The organism is Eubacteriales bacterium mix99 (assembly GCA_038396605.1).
In the GTDB taxonomy this organism is placed as follows: Bacteria; Bacillota; Clostridia; order Caldicoprobacterales; family DTU083; genus UBA4874.
The window spans coordinates 1,875,133-1,896,754 of record CP121690.1 but is presented as its reverse complement, the minus strand read 5'-3'; the positions used below and the strand labels follow the sequence as shown (position 1 = coordinate 1,896,754).

At 46.5% G+C, this 21,622-nt stretch carries 14 protein-coding genes; 4 read left to right on the top strand and 10 right to left on the bottom strand.

What is annotated here, in order from left to right:
• Positions 1-31 precede the first annotated feature (31 nt).
• The 3 genes from QBE55_08335 to QBE55_08325 form a co-directional block, all read right to left on the bottom strand.
• Positions 32-1,609: an extracellular solute-binding protein gene (locus QBE55_08335; protein ID WZL77575.1), complete on the bottom strand. Its 1,578-nt coding sequence runs from the start codon at positions 1,607-1,609 to the stop codon at positions 32-34.
• A gap of 90 nt (positions 1,610-1,699) precedes the next feature.
• Positions 1,700-2,596: a carbohydrate ABC transporter permease gene (locus QBE55_08330; GenBank protein ID WZL77574.1), complete on the bottom strand. Its 897-nt coding sequence runs from the start codon at positions 2,594-2,596 to the stop codon at positions 1,700-1,702.
• A 21-nt stretch (positions 2,597-2,617) separates the two neighbouring features.
• Positions 2,618-3,580, bottom strand: a complete 963-nt coding sequence (locus QBE55_08325; protein ID WZL77573.1) for an ABC transporter permease subunit — start codon at positions 3,578-3,580, stop codon at positions 2,618-2,620.
• A gap of 582 nt (positions 3,581-4,162) precedes the next feature.
• On the opposite strand from QBE55_08325, the gene QBE55_08320 reads away from it, so the two are divergent.
• The 3 genes from QBE55_08320 to QBE55_08310 are packed head-to-tail and all read left to right on the top strand — an operon-like array spanning position 4,163 to position 7,848.
• Complete coding sequence (locus tag QBE55_08320) at positions 4,163-6,010, top strand: class I mannose-6-phosphate isomerase (protein WZL77572.1); 1,848 nt, start codon at positions 4,163-4,165, stop codon at positions 6,008-6,010.
• A complete protein-coding gene (locus tag QBE55_08315; GenBank protein WZL77571.1) occupies positions 6,003-6,938 on the top strand; it encodes an ROK family protein in 936 nt (311 codons plus the stop codon). Before QBE55_08320 ends, QBE55_08315 begins: the two co-directional genes overlap by 8 nt.
• Positions 6,939-6,984: 46 nt before the next feature.
• Positions 6,985-7,848: a MurR/RpiR family transcriptional regulator gene (locus QBE55_08310; protein WZL77570.1), complete on the top strand. Its 864-nt coding sequence runs from the start codon at positions 6,985-6,987 to the stop codon at positions 7,846-7,848.
• A 5-nt stretch (positions 7,849-7,853) separates the two neighbouring features.
• Here QBE55_08310 and QBE55_08305 read toward each other — a convergent pair whose 3' ends face one another.
• Genes QBE55_08305 through QBE55_08295 form a run of 3 tightly spaced genes read right to left on the bottom strand, consistent with a single transcriptional unit; the run spans position 7,854 to position 15,191 of the window.
• Entirely contained in the window at positions 7,854-9,974 is a 2,121-nt protein-coding gene (locus tag QBE55_08305) for a DUF6259 domain-containing protein (protein WZL77569.1), read from the bottom strand.
• Complete coding sequence (locus QBE55_08300) at positions 9,913-13,086, bottom strand: MBL fold metallo-hydrolase (GenBank protein WZL77568.1); 3,174 nt, start codon at positions 13,084-13,086, stop codon at positions 9,913-9,915. The genes QBE55_08305 and QBE55_08300 overlap by 62 nt, the downstream gene beginning before the upstream one ends.
• Positions 13,087-13,115: 29 nt before the next feature.
• Positions 13,116-15,191: a DUF6259 domain-containing protein gene (locus QBE55_08295; protein WZL77567.1), complete on the bottom strand. Its 2,076-nt coding sequence runs from the start codon at positions 15,189-15,191 to the stop codon at positions 13,116-13,118.
• 392 nt (positions 15,192-15,583) lie between these two features.
• Here QBE55_08295 and QBE55_08290 point away from each other — a divergent pair, with 392 nt between their 5' ends.
• Positions 15,584-16,375, top strand: a complete 792-nt coding sequence (locus QBE55_08290; protein WZL77566.1) for a PHP domain-containing protein — start codon at positions 15,584-15,586, stop codon at positions 16,373-16,375.
• A 233-nt stretch (positions 16,376-16,608) separates the two neighbouring features.
• On the opposite strand, the gene QBE55_08285 is transcribed toward QBE55_08290, so the two are convergent.
• From QBE55_08285 to QBE55_08270, 4 genes are all read right to left on the bottom strand, one after another.
• On the bottom strand, positions 16,609-17,538 hold the full coding sequence (locus QBE55_08285; GenBank protein WZL77565.1) for a helix-turn-helix domain-containing protein: 930 nt from the start codon (positions 17,536-17,538) through the stop codon (positions 16,609-16,611).
• A 253-nt stretch (positions 17,539-17,791) separates the two neighbouring features.
• The gene (locus QBE55_08280; GenBank protein WZL77564.1) at positions 17,792-19,078 is read right to left on the bottom strand and encodes a sn-glycerol-1-phosphate dehydrogenase; all 1,287 of its coding nucleotides are present in this window, start codon (positions 19,076-19,078) and stop codon (positions 17,792-17,794) included.
• Positions 19,079-19,223: 145 nt separating this feature from the next.
• Positions 19,224-19,976 (bottom strand): DeoR/GlpR family DNA-binding transcription regulator, encoded by a 753-nt coding sequence (locus tag QBE55_08275; protein ID WZL77563.1) that lies wholly within the window; start codon positions 19,974-19,976, stop codon positions 19,224-19,226.
• An 84-nt stretch (positions 19,977-20,060) separates the two neighbouring features.
• Positions 20,061-21,365 (bottom strand): ectonucleotide pyrophosphatase/phosphodiesterase, encoded by a 1,305-nt coding sequence (locus QBE55_08270; protein ID WZL77562.1) that lies wholly within the window; start codon positions 21,363-21,365, stop codon positions 20,061-20,063.
• Positions 21,366-21,622 lie beyond the last annotated feature (257 nt).

Sequence of the window (21,622 nt, the reverse complement as noted above, 5' to 3'; positions counted from 1 at the left end):
TCCGCCCTCTCTCATAAACAACCAAAATGAATCACTTGTCTTGCTCTTTCCAGGCTTCAGTGGCTTCCTCTTCCCATTCCTTTCCGCCGATCTCTTCCCACTCTTTGATGTAGTTGTCGTATATGGGCTTCAGATCGCCGCCTGCTGCCACCAGATCCACATACATTTCATCAATGGTCTGATCCATGTCGGTGCCAAATTCGGTACGTGTTTCCAGAGTCTTTACAATATTGACATAAGGAATTCCATTTTCCCGCGCCAGGGCGACACCTTCCCGGGTTTGCTTATTGAAAGTCTCTATCTCCGCATTCATGGCAGGTGCAAAAAGGCTCCAGTAAACAAATCCGCCTGCCGCACGATGTGTTGCATTGTCCTTGTACTCTCCAAGATATTCATATTCTCCATTTGCCTTGTCTGTCCACTTAAACATAACGTTTTCCACACCGAGATACAGCAGCTCGCTGCCTTCTTTGGACATACAGAAGTTGGCCAGCTTTACCGCCGACTCAAGATTCTTGCATTTAGATGAAAACGCATACCCAGTCGTCAGTGAAGGCATGGCAGCAGGAGTCCCATGATGCCCTTCCGGTCCTTTTATGACGGGAAAATCAAACGTAGGAGGCGTTTCTTCCGTATATCTGGATGGCATCCAGTTGTTGGTCGGTCCAACACATTCCCATTCTATTCCTCCAGCCACTCCGTTCCACAATTTTGAAAACATGTCCATCTTGGGAATTGTTGCCCACTCCGGTTCAATTAGTCCGTCCTTATTCAGTTTATTGATATAGGCCATCGCTTCCAGAAACTTTGGATGCTTTACCCAGGATGTAACTGTCCCGTCTCCCAATTCAATTGCTTTTCCCACAGGAATATTGTAAGCACCGAATACAGATGCGAATGAAGATGGGCTGGCATTGGCACAAAGTCCAAATGTATCGTTCTTTCCGTTGCCGTCCGGGTCCTTGAAGGTAAATGCATACAGCACATCATATAAGCTGTCCGGATCGGTGGGCATATCCATCTTCAGATTTGCAAGCCAGTCGGTGCGAAGGTTGAGCTGCTTGCAGTAAGGAAGTTTGGCAGTTAAAATCATGTAAATGCCATCCTCATTTACCGGGGACTTCGAAAGATTTTCACCGACATTATCCAAAACATTGGGAGCATACTGTTCAACCAAATCCCCTACCTCGGCAAGTAATCCACCTTCCCTGAACTCAAGGGCTTCGTCTCCGTCCGTCCCAAAGATATCCGGTAAAGTGCCGGATGCCGCCAGCGTGCTCTTTTTTGTTTTGAGATCGGATCCGGGAACATATGTCATATCAATGATCGTATTGGTCCGTTTGCCAAGCTCTTTTAAAACGAGGTTGTCAGCGGAAGGAGTATTGTCGCCACTTAGAAGGATACTGATCTTTGCCGGGGCTTCCTCCTTGTCGTTCTTGCCGGAGCCCTCTCCTGATTTGTCTGACTTCGGAACTGTTGTGCTCCGGACGTTATCCGCAACATCCGCTTCTTTTTTTTCACTGTCACCTCCCGATTTTGCACAAGCCACAAAAGAAACGGCCAAAAGCAGAGACAATATGCAACATACGGCTCTTTTTCCTTTTTTCACATAAATTCCTCCCTGATTTGTTTTGTTGTTTGCAATAAAGCAACATGGACAGATCCGTGTGTCTGTACATGTTGATTCTTATGGAAGCGTCTATTCCTTTACAGATTCTACCATTACACCTTTCGTGTAGTATTTCTGAAGAAAAGGATAGACGATCAGAATGGGAATGATAGAGACTGTTACTACTGTCATTTTCATGGTCTCTTCCGTCAGTCGGGACGCCGGTCCCAGATCCCCGGCATCTCCCAATGCTCCTTTGGCGCCGGCAGCGCCGATCAATTGGCGGAGATAGACTTGCAGCAGCTGCAGATCCTGATTGTTTACATACAGTACACCGTCCATATAGGAATTCCAGTTGCCCACGCCGTAAAACATGGCAATGGCAGCCAGGGCCGGCAGGGACAAGGGTAATATGATCCGAAACAGGACCTGAAAGGGATTTGCCCCGTCCAAAAGAGCCGATTCCTCCAGAGAGGCCGGAATGGACATATAATAAGTGCGGAGAATGAACATATTATAAGCACTCATGGCTCCCGGGACAACATAAACCCAGAAGGTATCCAGCAATCCCAGACTCTTGATCAATAAATAAGTAGGAATCATGCCCCCGCTGAAAAGCATAGTGAAAAATATCATCATGGAGATCACATTTCTGCCTTTAAAACGCGACAGGGACAACGGATACGCCGTCATCGCCGTCAGGCTTACACTGATCAGTGTTCCGACAAGGGTTTTTAATACGGTATTCCGATATGCCACAAAAATTTGCCTGGTATTCAACAGCATTTTATAGGAAAGAAGAGTAAAGCTGCGCGGCAGGAAGAACAGTCCCCCGCTCATGGATGCATGGGAATCCGATAAGGAATACATGATCACATGCCAAAATGGGTAAATTGTTGTAAATACCAATATTCCCATAAAAGTTCCAATAAATATATCCGTTATCCAATCCGCCATGCTTTTTTTCCTTAACCCAGGTTTACTCATAATACAGCCTCCCTGCCTATCCTATATGATTCCGCTTTCAGGATCGATTTTCTTTGCGATATAATTTGTAGCCAATACCAATACCATACCAATAGCTGATTGAAACAGACCTGCTGCGGTGGCAAGTGAAAACTTTCTCTGCTCAAGGCCCATACGGTAAACATAGGTATCGATGATATCCGCCACAGAAATAACCAGATTATTGGACATGGCAAATATTTGATCAAAGCCAGCGTACATCATTTCCCCGATACGGAAGAACAGCAAAACAACGATAGTTGAACGAATGGAAGCCAATGTAATATGCCACATCTGCCGCCAACGACCGGCCCCATCAATTGCCGCTGCTTCATATAAATTTTGATCTACGCCGCTGATCGCTGACAGATACACGATCGTTCCCATGCCGGCGCTCTTCCAGATATGAGAAACTACAATAACTGCCTGAAAGTGATCCTTGTCCGTCAACAGATTGGGTATTGACCCTTTGTAACCAAGTGCCGATGCAATACCATGAATCGCACCGGTACTCGGGGAAAGAATGGCATACAGCAAGCTATAAATAACAATCCAGGAAACAAAATTCGGAAGGATTACAGCAGTCTGAACAAATTTTTTGGCTCTACTTCTCCGGATTTCGTTAATCAACAAAGACAACAGAATTGGAAACGGGAATCCAAACACCAATTTGTAAACACTGATCAGAATATTGTTCTGCAGTGCCCTGAGAAAGGCCCTGCGAGAAAACAGGTTTGTAAAGTTGGTCAGCCCAACCCAGGGAGCGGACAAGATATCAGAAGTAACCTTATAATCTTTAAATGCTATTGACACACCATACATCGGTACATACCTAAACAGGAGGATATAAACCAATCCGGGTAAAATCATCAGATACAGCATATAATCCTTTCGTATATAGCCAAAAAAGCTTTGCAGCCTGCCTTTTTCCCTATGTCGTGTTTCCCTTTGCAACATTGTGGACATGTTAACCCCCCTAATGAATAGAATACATGGTTAGGATTACTCCGTAAAAAACGGGGACATTTGTTTCCTTTTCCTTCTATCACCTGATAGGATCTACTGTCTGTTACTGTATAACGATTATACCATGCACCGGAATAACCTGCAAGTATTTTTTACAATTATGCCAATATTTTTTGAAAATATTTTCAGTCAGCTAATGCTCCTTGTCATTTTTGAATCCTTAGCCAAAAATATCAAGGCATGTTTAAACGTTCATTATTTCCAGGAGTACTCATTTTATCGTATTTGCAGGCGTTTTTTAGAAAGTGGTTCGAAAGGATATGCCCTATTTCCATTTTCAGACTTTTCGGCACGCTGTATACAGATCAGAAAACAGGAAAGTATGGAAGCTCTCAAATGCAAATTATTTTATCATTTTTAAACTGTTTTTTCGATAATTTGTGTTGACGCGGGAAGAAAAACTATATATAGTAAAGAATGACGATATCGATCAGAAAGGAAAAACGGTTTGCGCTGCCATTCGCAATCGTTCTTCTGATCGTATCCGGTATAAAAATATGTGACTTTCTGGAGGTATCTGACATGAGTTTTATGTTCAAACCATATCCATATGACGATCCGACCGCTGTTAATCATATTACCGTTGATCCCCAAATTCGCAAGGCCATAACCGACGATTCGCAGGAATCCATGAAAGAAATCCTTTCCGGGATCCGGAATAGAACAGACAATCAATCCTCCTGCATCATTGGGATCGATGGTTACATCAGCGCACCTTTGGAGCAATTTGCAGCAATGATTTCCATGGAATGCGCCCAAAAAGGTTGGACGGTCCGAACTCTGTTCACATCGAATCTGTACCTTGACAGCAATGCGCTTCATCAAAAGTTGTTACCCTATCTTCCGGAAGACAGAGAGATTGATCCGGTTCTGCTGTATGGCTCCCTTTATCACGAGGGGTATGAGGGCCTGATGGAGAGTAAGAAAATAGCAGAAATGAAAGAAGGAATCAAAGAATTCCGGAATACAAAAGCAGATGTTCTTATTGTATGGGGAAACGGTTCCCTGATAGATGCCCTGCGCCCCTTCTATGACCTGAAGTTTTACATCGATATGACGCAAAAACGCACCATTTTGAATATTCGCAGCGGTGTCTGCGGAAATCTGGGAGAACCGGTACGCAAATCTCCGTCCGAAATGCTGCGGCGCAGTTATTATGTGGATTTCATCGCAGCTGCAGAACTGAGGGGATATCTGATTCAAAACAATGAGATTGATTATTACCTGCCAGGAGACCATCCGGAAAATCTCCGTCTCATTCCCGTATCAACCCTGAAGGCTTTATTTGAAACGATGATCACCTATCCTCTTCGCTGCAGGCCTGTCTATCTGGAAGGAGTATGGGGCGGATTCTATGTAAAGCGCATTCGCAATTTGCCGGAAGAAATGAAAAACTGTGCCTGGGTATTTGATCTGATTCCAATGGAAGTCTCTATTGTGGCGGACCTGGAAAAGATGGAGCTGGAGTTCCCCTTTTATTCTTTTGTGCAGACAGTGGGAACAAAACTAATGGGGGAAAAAGCAGCCAAAAAATTCAATGGATATTTCCCAATTCGCTTTAACTATGACGATACGTTTCATTCCAGCGGAAATATGTCCATCCAGGTTCATCCGGATGAGGAATATGTTCGTCGGAACAACAGGGAATTTGGCCGCCAGGACGAAAGTTACTATATCGTGACTGCAGGGCAACAGGCTAAGACATACTGCGGCTTCAAGCAGGATGCGGATGTGGAAGAATTCCTGGCAAAAGCGGAAAAAGCGGAAAAGTCCGGAGTGGGATTCCAACATGACGATTATATCCATTCCGTTCCTTCCCGACCCGGAATGCAGTTTCTGCTTCCTGCCGGCACCGTTCATGCTTCCGGCCGCAACCAGGTGATACTGGAAATCGGCAGCCTGACCATCGGCTCCTATACATATAAGATGTACGATTATCTGCGTAAGGATCTGGACGGAAATCTTCGTCCGATTCATCTCCGCCATGCTGATAAAGTATTGCGCCGGGATTACCGGGAGGATTGGGTAACAACCAATCTCATTCAGAATCCACGCACCGTTCGGGAAGGAACCGGATATCGGGAGATTATCACAGGAGAGCATGATCTGTTATACTTCTCCCTGCGCAATGTGATATTTGATCAAAAGTACGAGGACGAAACAACGGATCGGTTTCATGTTCTTGTTCTGGTAGACGGGGAAACCTGTCTGATTCGCTCCCTGACAGATCCAAACCGCTTTTTTGAGCAGCATTATCTGGATACGGTTATTATCCCGGCAGGATTTGGACCGTATGAGGTACTCAACCGGAAGGCAGGAGTTGTTACCATGCACAAGACATTGCTGAAAGACGGCTACGAAAATGAATAATAAAAGCAAATGTATTCTGGCCATCGATGCAGGAGGAACCTTCCTGAAAGCTGCTCTCATTCGGGAAAACGGAGAATCTGCCAGACTGGTGGAAGGCAGTTTCTTCAAAATCCCCGTCGATTCCGGAGGAAATGCGGAAGAAATAAAGGCCGCATACATCGAAGTGGCTTCCCGGGGCCGATCTCTTTCCCAAAAAAATAAAATGAGACTTGAGGGAATCAGTATATGCATTCCGGGTCCTTTCGATTACCCCGCCGGAATCAGCCGGATGCGGCATAAATATCAGTCCATATACGGTATTTCCATGCGGCCCTGGCTGGAACAGGCGGTCGGGAAGGTCCCGGTTTATTTCCTTCATGATTCCACCGCTTTTCTTTTGGGCGCCACACAAAACGGCCTTTCCTCCCGCTATCAGCGAATAGCCGGCGTAGTCCTTGGTACAGGACTGGGGTTTGCTTCCATGTTTGACGGGAAGATTTACGAAAATGATCAGGGCGGACCCGGCATCAGCATCTATGCCATGCCATACCGGGGAAAGGCAGCGGAAGACTACGTGTCCAGACATGCTTTGATCTCACATTACATGGAACTGAGGCAGGGCAGTGGTCGCTGCAATGGGGCATTTTCAGGCGATTCAGAAATGGATGTCATAGACATAGCCAGCCTGGCACGTTCCGGACAGACGGACGCCATCCAGGCCTTCGAGAGTATGGGGATCTGTCTGGCGGAGATATTATATGATATAATAAGGGATAACAGATTTGAATGCCTGTTGCTGGGCGGAGGCATCTGCAAATCCGCTGATTTGTTTCTTCCCGCCCTGCGCGGCATACTGGAAGAGATCCCGACGCTGAAGGTTATTGAAGCAATAACTGATATCGACCATGCATCGTTGCCTGGAGCAGCCAGAGCCATGCAGTTCTCATAACTGTAAACCAGCTGAAGGCATTACCATTTTGAAAGGAGCCATTGAAATGTCGGGTTGCTGCCTGAGATTAAAAGAATTAATGAACACGCTGACTCCAAAGGAACAGCAGGTTGCCGCATTTATTGTCGATTTTCCCGAAGAGGTAATCAATATGTCCATAGAACAACTTGCCGCTGCCTGCGGAACCAGCACTTCTTCCGTCGTCCGTTTGTGTAAATCGGCGGATTATTCCGGATACAAGGATCTGTGCCGTGCCCTTTCCACAGACATTGCATTGAATCAGCATGATACCGTGCCTTATCAGGATGTTCGTCCGGGGGATTCCATTGAATCCATCATTCATCGTGCCTGCATAAGCAATATCAAATCCATTGAAAATACCCAAACCCTGTTGAATACCGATGATCTTGCCCATGTGGTGGAAGCGGTCGTTGCAGCCGAAAGAGTGGATTTCTATGGAGTCGGCACATCGGGGATCGTAGCGCTGGATGCGCAGAATAAATTTATGCGTATCAATAAAACCAGCATGTCCGGCCTCGATCCCCATAGTCAGATCCTTGCCGCGACTTCTCTGAAGCAGGGGGATGTAGCGGTACTGATTTCCTATACGGGAGACACCAGAGATATCCTGGAAACCGCCGATGTTGTCAGGCAAACGGAAGCAACGATGGTCAGCATCACACGATACAGCAAAAACCCGCTGTCCGGGCGCGCAGACATCCGTCTGTATTCCTCATCCTCTGAGCCGCTGATCCGCAGCGGGGCAATGGGCTCCCGCATTGGTCAGCTGACTGTGATCGATATTCTCTATACTTCCGTTGTCAGCCATGAATATCATACCGTCAAGCGGTATCTGGATAAAACAAGACTGGTTTCCACCAAAAAGCATATCGGACCCTTTTCTCCATGATCTCCCTATCCCTGTCGCTCTTTTTCATAGAGAGCCACTGCAATCTGCTGCGGCTGCAATGTTTCAGGAAGCTTCTCCAGAGTCCCGTTCACAGTGGAAACCTCTGTGAGACGATATCCCGGGACCTCTACATTCGTTTTACTCTCCCAATCCGTATCATTCCACAGGACAGCTGCAAGTTTGTTTTCCCTGACAAAAGCTTTTGCCAGGATCGCAGGATTTTTGCCTGGAATCGGCAATTCATCCCGAAACCAGCCGTAACCCAGAATATCCTCATATTTTTTGCGGAGTTCCGTTACTTTCTTTACATATTCCCGACATGCAGGCCAGGCATCTGCCAGAATATCCTCCCGGTCTGCCTGATACCGAACCTCCACTTCGTTTAGAAAGCCGAATGTAATGGCGTAATTGGCTGCGCGCTTTGTGATATAAGGATACGGATTGCAGACAGTGATCGGCACGTCCGGAAAGCAATACCGGAACAACTCCGGGAAAAACACCTTCTCTGGCTTTTCAGGATTCATCCCGGTCTCCATTCTGCTGCCTTCCCTCCCGGGATAGGAATCGATCCCGTGCAGACAATCCACATAGGAAGAATACACATCGGTAATATGATCGGAAAAAAGTGCAAAGTTCTTACCTATTTCTTTCATATGTGCCTGAAGTCCGCCCAGGAGCATCGTCGTTCCTTTGGTTGCGGACAGGGATTCCTTCCCTTTCTCATGAGGATGACTCTTATCAAAACAGATACGGGGCGGCATTCCTCCGATTTGGTCATATAAAATGCCATCCGGGCCAAAGGAAGCAATCAGATCCGCCTTTTCTTTCATCAATTCCCGCCATTCCGGACAGGATGGGCAGGCAACGGAAAAGACTTTATGGGAATAATCCTTTAAAAATGAACTGTTCTGTGCCTTGTTGTACTCTTCGTAACAGGGCATTCCCCATCGGTTTTTGCACTCAAACCGAAAGCCTCCGTTCTGATAGAAATCGGTGGCAATATCCATCAAACGGCCCTGTACATATAAAGTAACATGTCCTCCCCTGTCCTGTACTGTTTTGATGTTATCCCGGAGAACCTGAGCGCCGCCCAGGGATTCACTCACCCTTGTCTCCGGATACCGGTTGTCATGGCCGCCTTCCTGCCACCCGTAGACCCCCAGTGTGTCACAGCCATGGGCAAGAGCCAACTCATAAAGTTTTGGCAGTTTCTGATATCGCCATAGTTCCGCGCCGTACTGCTGCTTGCAGATCACAATGAAATATCCTGTCATATTCTTTACCCACTGCGGTTTCTCACGAACCGGCCGCCAGGTTTTCGACCAATCGATGTAATCCTGCGCCCCATGATGCCAGGTGCCGGTATACAGTTTCAGCAGCGACGTCGGACCTGTCCATCGTTCTCCTTTCCTGACAAATGGCATTTTATTCATTACCAGTGTAACGGCGCCAGGATTTTCGCCGCCCCCGGCAGCGCGAAGCTCTGTGGCATGAAAATCGGCATCATGACCGGCAAAATAAAGGACTTCCCTTTTGTCGACCAGTGCCATCCACTGCATGCTTGCCGGGCCCGGCCAGGTAATGGATAAGGACTGGCTGGACGGCATTCTGGTCGGCTTTTTATCGGCAAGGTATTTACCGATATTGTTATATTTCTCACCGCTTTGATTTGGCCAAAGCAAAGCCGGCTTTCCGCCTGCAAGGGACTGGATTTCCCCTATGACCGGATATTCAAAGTCGGTAATCGGCCCGTCTTCCTTGCTGTTGATCTCCGCATCAAATGTCAGATCCTCATCTTTTAACTGCACAATGAGCTTCAACCCGATATCCGCCATACCATCCCGGGTTTGCAGTCGGTCAGCCGTAAATTCAACCCGATTTCCATCTTGTATCACAGTAAAGGAACGTTCCTTTAAAAAAGCTGTTTTCTCCCAATCCTGGCCCCTACGGAATACCATTTTGAAACCGTATTCGGCAGGGGATGCAAGGATATTTCCCCTGCCGCCTTTGTTATTTCTTAAATAGACAAGCCTCGCTCTTTCATCAAACTTTACCTTCAGGTACTCATTCTGCAGGATATACACAAGCAGTCTCCCTTCCTTTTCGATCCTGTCCTCCCCTGGCATTTTCCGGGGAATCCTCATCATCCTTCACAATAACAGGTTTTTCAAAGTATTCCGTCAGTACTTCGGCGGAATGTTTCCTGCCGTCAAAAGAAACTTTTACAATCCCGTCTTTCCCCGTAACATATGTATCGGCCCCGATTGCCTTGTATCGGTTATTGACAATCAGTGTATCGCTGAAATGATCCATTACTGCGATTTCAGGCCGGACTGCAGCCACAAACTCCGGACCGCTGGACGTCGTATCTCCGTGATGCGGCACCTTAAGCAAATCCACTTTCAGACTTTCCGCTCCGAACTCTTTCAGCAGTTCCAATTCTGCACTCATATAGATGTCACCGGTCAGCAAAGCTGTATTCTCCCCAAAAGTCATTTTCATCACTATGGAATTGTTGTTGTGATCCTCGGTGGAGGCATTCCCACTCATAACGTCTTTGATGCTTTCACTGTTCTGCGGATGAAGTACCTCAATGTGCAGGCCGCCAATTTCCAGCTGATCGCCGCGCCATAAATCCTTTACAATAAAGGGCCGGTTGGGATCGTCAATTCTCGCTTTTAAATCCGTATAATAGTCTTTGTCAATCTTCACATCAAAGCCTGGCTTATACAAGGTATCAACATCAAATTCATCGAGTATACGGGTCATGCCGCCGATATGATCCGAGTGGTAGTGGGATGCGACCAGATGATCAATCCTGGATATATGCATTCGTTTCAGCACATCAACAAGATGTTCAGCCGTGAATGTCTCTCCTGCATCCACCAGCATGGTTTCGCCATTGGGCAAGTGGATGAATATCGCCTCTCCGGATCTGCCCATCATTTGTCCTTCCGCAGGAGGAAGATCGATAAAACGGAATACCAGTTTTCCTTCTTCCCCTTCGGTGGAAAGCACCTCCTCCGTACGTTTTCCGATCCCGGGGACAGTATTCTTCGGCACCGGAGCAGTCAGTTGTATATCGATCCCTTTTCCCTGTTCGATCTTATCCATATAAATGAAATTCTCAGGTATTGTAACAGTAGCTCCGCCAGATACACCGCCTTTTCCCTGAGCATCCAGAACCTTTTTCACGACAATCTGGCCTTCCAGCGTTATGGTGGATGTTCCCTTAATCACACCGGTTTTACAGCCTCCGTATATGGATTCCGCCATACCGCCAACCAGAGTATAGGAAGCATTTCCCATGACATCCGAACCGGGACACCCAAACCGTCCGTCTCCGCCGGTACCGGCATACAGCCCTTTTGCAACACTGTCCACCAGTACCACTTTTGTATCGCCCCGTACACAGCCATTTCTGCTGCCCGCATTAACCCCTTTCGCCACATACGGACCGCTTACATATATGGAGGTGCTGCCTACATCTCCGTCAAAGGATCCTCCGTAAATCACTTCCGTAACATCACCGCCGGTAATGGTAATCCCTGCAGTATCCGAGACGCCCCCCTGATAGCCGCCGCCGTAAATGCGCGATACCGTACCGCTTTCCATTGTCACGCTGGTACGGTTCACAATGCCCTGATAACTTCCGCCATAAATTTCCTTGCCATTGACATCCGCGGTCAGAAGCCTTTTCCTTCCCGATGCATCATAAACAAATGTCCTGCCGTTTATCCTGTCCTTTCGGATAACAATCGGAATTCCGTTTGCGAACACAGAACTCCCCCGGACTGTAACGGTATTCGGTATTGCAATCTCCGGATCCACCACTTCGAAACTACCCTTGAAAATCCGGGTATTTTCACCCGGCTGGAGTTTGCTCATATCAAAACTTTGGGCAACCCAGAGAACCGAAGCGCGGGACCTGCCTTTCCCACTGTCGGAAGCAATTCGTTCCGCTATTTTCATCCCTTCGGACACTTTTATGTAAGCCGTGCCGTTTACCGTTCCGTTCCGACTGCTTCCAAAAACATGATCTGCCACGCCGCCATTCAAAACGATAGAAGAATTGCCGGTCACATTGCCATTCCAACCACCTCCGTAGACAGCGGAGACCACACCGCTTTCCATGACGATACTGGTCTGGTCAACATCATCCGCAACACTGCCGCCGTAGACGGTACCGTGATCAATCGGATCCTCCAAAAGCTTGTTGACTCCCATTTGATCATACAAATAGGTTTTTCCGTCCGCTTTTCCTGCCTTGATTGTCACAGGAGTGCCATTTGCATAGACATTCCCGTTGCTGTCCACTGTAGCCGGGCAAGGCCCATAAACCTGCGTCCCATTTTTGAAAATACGGATTTCATTGTTTGGCTTCCCATCTTCATAAACCGTCTTGATCCGGTCCGTATCAAAATTTTCCGGCACATACACATAAGCTCCTCCATATACCAGATCATTGTAAATCTTTCTCATTGGATGAAACGCCTTGTTGACTTTCGTGCTGCCTTCTATGGTGATATGAGCCATCCCGTTTACATATCCGTGGACACAGCCGCCGTATAAATTGTCGATACTGCCTCCGCGGATTGTGATATTCACATTTCCGCCCACATAAGTATCTGATGTACCGTTCCCACCACCGCAAAGGGTGGTCAGATTGGGATCGTTCAGCACAATGTCAACATTGCCTCTGATCTTCCCTTGTCCGCCGACCACCAATGCCTGAAGATCGGAGACAGTATTGTTGTATTCTATCTTTACCCTTCCCGTCGTACCAGCTCCACAGCCATAAACGGATCCAACAAACCCTCCCCGGACAATTACCTCCGCGGTCCCTTCCACATCTCCTCCTCCACCGCCATACAAATATCCTTTTCCAGTCCTGGTGCGGGTTCCGATTCTCCCGCTTTCCATTACCACTTTTGTATTGGCCACAGTGGCAGTTTGAGCACCTCCAAACACATACGGGACTTCTTCAAGGGGTTTATCAAAAAGTTTTGTCTCACCATGTACATCATAAATATAGGTATTCTGAACAACATTGCCTTCAATCGTTTCTTCCGTTTCTTTAATCACAATCGGATTCCCGTTTGCATAGACATAATGATTTTTTGGATTTTCGGTAACTCCCGATAGTATCTCCTCCTGCGCAAATGCAGCTGCAGGAAACAATGCCAATAACATGGATGCCATTACGATAACAGTTAAGATACTGTGAAACCGTTTCATCCTGATCCCTTCCTTTCGATTCGATCTCCTCACATTTTTTCATAAAGAGCTATTGCAATCTGCTGCGGCAACAAGCTGGCAGGCACACTTTCCCATGTATCCTCAATCGTGGATACCTCAATAAGCCGATATCCTTTCACTTCAATTTTAAGGTCCGCGCATCCGTTACTGTCGTTCCACATGGTCAGGGCAAGTTTATCGCCGCAAACAAATGCTTTTGCGAGAACAGCAGGGTTCGGATTGACAAGCGGAGTTTCATCCATAAACTCACCATATCCCAATACATCCCAGTATTTTTTGCGAAGATCGGTAACTTTTCCTGCGTACTCACGATACTCGGCGTAGGTATCTGCCAGAATATCATCCTTATCCTTCCAGAATCGCAGCTCCATTTCGTAACGAAGACCAAAAGTAAAGGCAAAATTTGCAGCACGGGGAAGAATAAAAGGATTGGGATTGCGTATGGTCATGATCACATCCGGGAAGCAGTAGCGGAAAAGCTCAGGATAATTAATAAAGCCCGGTTTATCGCTCTCTGTATGCATTCGGCTCCCCTCCCCCGATGGAGTAAGGTTCATCCCGTGAAGGCAATCAACATATGCGGAATATACATCTGTGATGTGTTCGGTAAAAAAAGCAAACTCTTTGTTGAGTTCCTTCGTACGCTTCTGAATACGTTTCAGAAGCCCGATTCTTCCTTGGGACATGGAAAGGGAAGGCTTCCCTTTGGCATGCGGGTGCTTTTCATTGAAGCAGGGATAGGCGAACATCCCTCCGATCTGGTCAAACAACACTCCATCCGGGCCAAAACCCGCCGCAAACTCTGTTTTTTCCTCCATCAGTTCCTGCCATTCCGGACAGGAAGGACAGGATATCGCAAAAACTTTGTTGGAATGATGCATCTGAAAAAAGCTTTCATGAGACTTGCTGTATTCCTCCAGATATGGCGTATTCCACCGGCTTCTGGATTCATACTGCCAGCCGCCGTTTTTATAGTAGTCCGCAGTCGGATCCATCAGATGCCCCTGCTGATAAAGCGTGACATGTCCGCCGGCTTTCTGAACGGATTTGATGTTTTCCTTCAGACGTTTTCCCCCGCCCAGAGTCTCACTCACTTCAAGATCCGGATATTGATTGTCATGTCCGCTGTCATACCATCCAAAAAGCCCCAAAGTGTCACAGCCATGGGCAACGGCAAGCTCATAAAGTTCCGGCAGTTCCCTGTAATGCCACATTTCGCTGCCATATTGCTGTTTGTTGATCACCAGAAAGTATCCCATCATGTCCTTGACCCAACGGGGTTTCTCATGAGTCGGACGCCATGTCTGTGCCCAGGCCCGGTATTCCTGTGCACCATGATGCCAGGATCCGGTATACAGCTTTATCAGGGTAAGCGGAGCATCCCATACCTCTCCTTTTTTTATGAATGGCATCTTTTCCATGGTAAGGGTGACGGCTCCCCTGTCTTTCCGGCTGCCCTGAACAAGCAGCTCAGATGTATAGAACTCCGCGTCATGCCCGGCAAAATATAACGTCTGATCCTTCTCCACAAGAGCCATCCACTGCATGCTGCCTGCCATGGAACGGGCGCCCGGGTATCTCAATGCCAGAACGTTTGCATGTGCTTCCCTGCTGTCTTTCTTATTTGACAGATATTCACCGATACGGATACATTTTTCTCCGCTTTGATTCGGCCATAACAAATCCGGTTGGCCGCCGGACAAGGACTTTATCGCACCGATATTCGGATATTCAAAATCCGTGACAAGAGCTTCTTCGCAATTGATTATCTCCGCATCGAATAACAGATCCTCTTCCCTGAGCGTAACAATCAGTTTTATGCTGATTTCAAATACATGGCCTCCGGCAGATACCCGATCAGCAGAAAACTCCAGTCTGCTGCCACTTTGCCTTGTCTGAAAGGATTGTTCTCCTGCTAATACCGTATTCTCCCAATTATCTCCTTTCTGAAAGACAAGTTTGAAACTGTTTTCCGCAGGGCAGGAGATTACGTTGTCTGTATTATTTTTGGTGTCCTTTAGATAGATGAGCGCACCCTTTTGATTAAACTTCGCTTCCAGAAATTCATTTTTCAGCAGGAACATTCGCCGAACCCCCTTAAGCAATTTGACCCGCAAATTTGATCACTCAGCGTTTATATACTCACATGATCCACACAAAGAATCATATCATAACTGTAATAAATTATCAACTATTTATTTTTGATATGATTAAAATTTTCGAAATTATTATCAAGAAATCATAGTACAATTCTTTTATTTTCTATATGATATACCTTCCTCAGTGATGGCACAGAAATTCTTTTATTTATACGCTATCCACGTGTACTGCCGCGGCAATCTGCTGTCTCTGAACTTTTTCCGTATATTCAAGCAGTTATTCCGCTTTACATTATTCTGCTTGTTGATATACTGAAGAGGTCATCGGGTCACAACAACAAAGTGACCCGGCTAAAAAACATCCAGAGGAGAGTGCCATGTTTTCAATAGATCATGATTATCATATCCATACCCACCTGTCCACATGCAGTGGCGATCCAGAGCAAACAGTGGAAAACATAACTAGATTTGCCCGGCAAAATGGTATGCATACCATCTGCATTACAGATCACCTGTGGGACGACTCTGCGCCCGGTGCATCCGCCTGGTACAGGCCGCAGAATATAGCTCATATCCAGCAGTCCCTGCCATTGCCGAAGGGCGAAAACCCACGGGTCCTGTTTGGGTGTGAGACAGAATACCTCGGCGGCACAAAACTGGGATTGTCTCCCGAACACTTTGATCTGTTTGATTTTATTATTGTTCCGTTGAATCATTTTCATATGGTAGACTTTGTGCGTCCTTCCAGTTATGATACGCCGGAAAAAATAGCGGATCTTTTGCTTACCCGGATGGAAGAAGTGGCGAAGCTGCCTCTTCCATGGCATAAAATAGGAATTGCTCATCCGACCTGCTCCCTGGTCTTCAGGGAGGGAAATGAAGCGGATGTTTATCGTGCAATGGATCCGGAAAGACTTGCCAGTGCCATGAAAACATTTGCCGACAAAGGTGCCGGTATCGAATTAAACAGCTCTTCCTTCAGTGGAAACTGGCGACAACACGAAAACGAACATCTGAAGATTTATCGGGCTGCCCGGGACACCGGATGCAAGTTTTATTGCGGATCCGACAGTCATAAGCCCAAAGCTCTCAGCCGCACCTTCCGGAATCTGCCCGTAGTGATTGAACTGTTGGGACTGAAGGATGAACATGTCTTTCATATTGCCTGACATTGGGAAGTCTATCCGCTGACTTACTAGACGCTTACAACTAAAAATGAAAAGCTTAGTATGGAATAAGTTTATACTTTTATCGATAGAAAATGACATCCCTTTGTTAATTGTTTTCTAAACAATATGTTATCAGGATGTCATCTTCTTTTCAATCCTTATGGTAATTTATTACTCTTAATCCCTATGGTAACTTTACGCTAACGGAAATTTAATACTTATGAATAGTTGTACTACTTAGCTAACCATTCAGTTGGAATTTCCTTCTCGTTAAATGTATCCACTGCTTCCTGAGTTATAGAGATAGCCTCTTCGATATTCAAACTCTTGAGAGTAGATATATATTCGTCCCAGCTTTCATCAATATCCAGCTCTCCAAATATAAACTTAAGAGTCATCTCATCTACATAAGTATTTATATCCTTCATGATACTAGCTCTGGCTTTAGATTGATCTGCCGTCAGTGTAGCAAAAATAACACCAGAACTGTTAACTGTTTTATCGTCGGAATAAAGAAGCGCAGTCCTGTAGGAGTTATTGATATCATATATGTTTTTTACAAAAGTCCCAGATTCCATAACCATGCTTTCATGAAAAGAAGCAGGGTATTGCTGTGTTATATACTGCAAAATTCCTTCCGCATCGTTATTCTTTTTTGCTCCAATGTCCCGAAAAGCCACGACAGTACACACTGTCTTGTCGTTTTCCGTATGGGTAAAAAGTGAAGCTGCTTGAGCTGGCAAGCTCACTGTCCAGGATTTAACTTTACTTTTGATAACTTCGTTAGAGAGCAAGCGGGAATAGAACAGAAAGACGCAGAATTGCCGAAAGGAGTGGTTTATCTCCTTCAGAATCTCTGTTTGCCTCGTAGAGAACTCATCTTTGATATCTTTGTTATGAAACAACAAATGATTCCATAACTTTTCTTCCTCCAATTTTTTCAGATTTGATAAAGCCTTTTCTGCTCCCTGAAGCATTGTATCCTTGTCTGGTATAAACTCTGCTATATCAGATAATTTACAGTCAAGGATCTTACATAACGTATCCAGTGTATTGGTAGAAACAGATTCATTGTTTTGGAGTCGCACAACTGTCGAACCACTGATATTTCTGTCTTTTCCTTTGTTCCTAAGTGTATAGGTTGTAGCGCCCTTTCCTTCCATCGTTCCCCAGAGTGGAGCATATGAAATCAGTTTATGTCCCCCCTTTTACTTTCTTTCATTATGCCTTATAATGAACACATATCGTTATGCTCAATATGGGGCATATAGTAAACGGGGTTTCTGACGGGAGACGATAGATTGGTTACATTGTATATCGTTGATGATGAAGATATGATTCGTGAAAGTAGGTGCTTATGTTTCAATGATACCCTGCTGCTTCATATGTTACTTTTCTATTCGCTACTACATTTTTTCACCCGGAATCAGATGAAAGCCTGCCGTCCTCCCCGATCAGGGACCAGTATAGCCAGAGAACAGTATATCTGTTTTTCAGATCCTTGGCATAAACGGCTGCATCGCGGATTTTCGCTTCGCCATACTCCCGGATAAACTCATCCATGGACAGTCCCACCGTATTCAGGAGGTGTTCCAGGGATACCGAGGAGGGCATCCCGGCGAACAGCTCTTGTATCTCCGCCCATTTATCGGTATACAAGGACTGCCAGTCCAATTCGTACCATCCTGCCTTTCTCTGCAGGTCAATGACATTCCTGGCTGCGGTGGTATACAGTCTGTGAATTTCCCTTTCCCATTTGTCCCGGTCAAAGGACCGACAGACTGGATTATCAAGGGCTAAAAGCTCTTCCCGTAAACGTTGGGTGATCACAGTGGAATAGGCAACGTTTCTCCCATGAAGAAAATAAGGTTTTTTGTCAAGGATTCCCGTGATCTCGAAAAAGTGCGACAGGTGATGCTCACTTCCGGATGCCGGACGGGAGTTCCCGATATAACTCATTGCGATGCCTGTGCATACCAAAGCTTCCATCAACGTTTTTATGCTCTCTCCGTCCCGCTTCAGAAGCTTTTTGCCCAGTCCGGCCACATGCTGAACTGTTTCCTGGATAAAATCATGAACCCATGGACAGAAGGCCTCCCCCCGGACCAGTCTGGCAAATTTCCAGTCATTCAGGCATGAATATTTGCCGATGATATCCCCGTAACCGGATTGTATCATCTCCAGCGGCGCATTGCGAAGCACCTCCGTGTCCGCAATGATCGCTTCCGCTGTACCGGTAGGACGGTTTACCTTCATCCCGCCAATCACCAGCGCCGCGCCTACGGATGCATAACCGTCCATAGAGGGGGCGGTTGCCACAATATAGTAAGGAAGTCCGCGCTGTGATCCAATATATTTGCACAGGTCGTTGATGACACCGGAACCGATACCAACCATCAGGTCTGTTTTCCCGCTTACCGCTGTATTGAGAGCGGTGATGGAGGACTCATCCGGAATCAGGAATCCTTCCCCGCTATAGACGACCTTGTTTTCCAGTCTTGCCCCAATCTGTGCTTCCGTCCTGTGGCCACAAACCGCATATGTATTCTCGTCAGCGACCAGAACGACATTTTGGTATCCGTCCAATAATCCGCTCAGTTTGGATATGGCATTCTTTTCAATGATAACATGCCGGATGGGGCAATAATGCGTCATGCCGCATCTGCATACGATCTTTTTGCCAAGCAGTTTGTTGAAATCCATCTTATTCCTTTACCCCTTTCCGTTTTGATTTTTTATTTCCACTGATTTTCCAACATATGATACTCGTATTCGCGTCATCTCATTTTTCCCCTGTTCACCGGCTGATCTCTCATAATCCAGATATCAAGCGGCTAAAATAGCAGGGTTACAGGACTTCAACTCCATTTTGTCCGAATCGTTCCAATAATTTGGGTGATAGGTTGCCATCTGAAATCACCATATCAATGTCTTCGTCCATGGCATAGGTGTAAACAGAGGATATGCCGGCCTTGGAGGAATCCATCAGAACAATGACCTTATCGCTTTTGCCGATCACCATCTTTTTCAGCCGGTATTCATCTTCCTTGCCACAGGTGAAACCACGTCGCTCCGAATAGCCGGTTACGCCAAAGAAAGCATAATTGATATTCACATCATTCAGCATATCAAGACTGCAGCTATCGCTGACACACAGACTCTGCACGTCCAGCCGCCCGCCTATAATATGGATCACAGGTTTTTTCAGACGGGCCATCTCCAATGCAGCCGAAATATTTCCGGTGAAAATAATCATTTGCTCATCCGGCAGGATTCTGGCCAGCTCCGCAACAGTGGAACCGGAATCGAAAAATATGATGTAACCCGGTATGATATAGTGCAGTGCTTTCTGTGCTATTGTACTTTTTTCTTCCATATGGGAGACAGCGCGATTTCTGAACAGATCTTCCGATCCGACAATGGTACCGATGGACCTGGCGCCTCCGTGGACACGTACCAGGGCATGTTCCCGATCCAATGCTTCCAGATCGCGTCGTATGGTCATTTCAGACAGGTCCGGAAAGAGATCCCTTATCTCCTTGAACGTGACCTGACCACGCTGATTCACCAAATCTATAATCTCAGATTTTCGATCGTGCATACTGTACTTTCCTTTCTTCCCTTCGATATCTATCCCTTCGTCATTTCCGATGCGACGACAGGAAATCCCGGAGACTGTAACTCATTAACATATTCCCCGGCGTAAGAGTTCTGTCAATGGACGGCCATCGCAGTCCTTCAATTCTGTCCCCAGTATCTTTGCATAGGTGGGCGCCTGATCAATCAGCCGTCCTTCCGGCAAAATAACGTTCTCACGAAAATCGGGGCCAATGCACCAGAATACCGGCTGAGGTCCCTTATCCGGCAGATGTCCATGTGTGGCACGGCCATATCGGTAGTCGGTTATGTCGTATTGTTTCATCAGCGGTCCGCAAAGATCATCTCCAAATGCAGTGGAGCCGTCCGTTTCCAACACAAAGGAAAATTCTCCCCCAAAATGCTGTTCAGCCCGGCACTCTTCTTCCGTGAAAACACGCCCGATGCCGCAGATCGGATCCTCCCTCATTTCCTTCAGAACCGAGTAAGTACGATCGTATCCCTCCGGTCCAACATCCTCATTCAAATAGACGAGCGCGCTTGTACCGCCGGACTGGCAATAGGCGCGCCATCCGATCAGATTCCCGCCTTCACTCACATCCAGGAGCCCCGCTTCCGCCAGCCGTACGTTTACATTAACGATCTGTTTCACATCAATGAGTCCATGATCGCTGGTCAGTACCACATTGGTTTCCGGGATCAATCCATGACGGTCCAGTGCCTCCATCACCATACCGATATATCCGTCTGTGGCGGCTACCGCCACATCCACCCGATCGTTGAACACTCCGTTTTGATGCCGGGCAGCATCTACATCGGCCGGATGCAGGAAAAGGACATCCGGCTGAAAGGTATCAATCAGGTCCACTGCGCAGCGCATAATGAATTCCGTGGTCTCCGGGTGCCTGTGCAAAGGAACATTCTGGTAGCTGTGTTCAATGGCACACAGAACCTCCTCCGATGAACCGGAACGTCGAAAGACCCCTGGCAGCGGATCGTTTATTGCCTGAGGCCAGTACTCATCAACCAGATAATCGATGGCAGGATGATTTCCGGTCGCAGGCCAGAATACTGCCCCGGTGGTCAGTCCTCTGCGCTTTGCCGCAAAAAAGATGTCATCCGGCCAAAGATTATCGGTTCGAAACCATTTCCATGGCTTCTTTTTGCTTCCCGGCATCATCTGAAGATTGCCGCAGACACCGTGCTTTTCCGGCCAGACTCCGGTACACATGGTAGTATGGCAGGGATACGTGATTGTTGGATAGATGGAGCGTACCCGTTCAATGCCGCTGGCCCGGGAAAAATACTTCCGAAAGTTTTTCATGGATCGCAGTGCATCCACATCCTCTTTCACCAACCCGTCCGCAGAAAGAACAAGCAGTTTGTTTGGCATAGTTATTCCATTCCTTTCTGTTTGCGCTTAACACAAAATCATTATTTTGTGCGTATATTTCATATAAATGAACTTATGTATCGGGCTAAAAAATCAACATACACATCATTACACAGGTATGTAAATTTGTCAAGATATATAACACGGCTTAAATACACTGCTATCGCTTAAACCATCGACTATTTAAGATATTTTGCCGTAGTTATTCGTAATGTTAATTGCAAACATTGAAAAGTCATATTCTTTCAAAACTCAAT

Bases quoted from the DNA above. Each gene is read 5' to 3' on its own strand.
- QBE55_08330 (WZL77574.1), bottom strand. From the start codon at position 2,596: ATGAGTAAACCTGGGTTAAGGAAAAAAAGCATGGCGGATTGGATAACG.
- QBE55_08325 (WZL77573.1), bottom strand. From the start codon at position 3,580: ATGTCCACAATGTTGCAAAGGGAAACACGACATAGGGAAAAAGGCAGG.
- QBE55_08320 (WZL77572.1), top strand. From the start codon at position 4,163: ATGAGTTTTATGTTCAAACCATATCCATATGACGATCCGACCGCTGTT.
- QBE55_08315 (WZL77571.1), top strand. From the start codon at position 6,003: ATGAATAATAAAAGCAAATGTATTCTGGCCATCGATGCAGGAGGAACC.
- QBE55_08310 (WZL77570.1), top strand. From the start codon at position 6,985: ATGTCGGGTTGCTGCCTGAGATTAAAAGAATTAATGAACACGCTGACT.
- QBE55_08305 (WZL77569.1), bottom strand. From the start codon at position 9,974: ATGCCAGGGGAGGACAGGATCGAAAAGGAAGGGAGACTGCTTGTGTAT.
- QBE55_08300 (WZL77568.1), bottom strand. From the start codon at position 13,086: ATGAAACGGTTTCACAGTATCTTAACTGTTATCGTAATGGCATCCATG.
- QBE55_08295 (WZL77567.1), bottom strand. From the start codon at position 15,191: ATGTTCCTGCTGAAAAATGAATTTCTGGAAGCGAAGTTTAATCAAAAG.
- QBE55_08290 (WZL77566.1), top strand. From the start codon at position 15,584: ATGTTTTCAATAGATCATGATTATCATATCCATACCCACCTGTCCACA.
- QBE55_08285 (WZL77565.1), bottom strand. From the start codon at position 17,538: ATGGAAGGAAAGGGCGCTACAACCTATACACTTAGGAACAAAGGAAAA.
- QBE55_08280 (WZL77564.1), bottom strand. From the start codon at position 19,078: ATGGATTTCAACAAACTGCTTGGCAAAAAGATCGTATGCAGATGCGGC.
- QBE55_08275 (WZL77563.1), bottom strand. From the start codon at position 19,976: ATGCACGATCGAAAATCTGAGATTATAGATTTGGTGAATCAGCGTGGT.
- QBE55_08270 (WZL77562.1), bottom strand. From the start codon at position 21,365: ATGCCAAACAAACTGCTTGTTCTTTCTGCGGACGGGTTGGTGAAAGAG.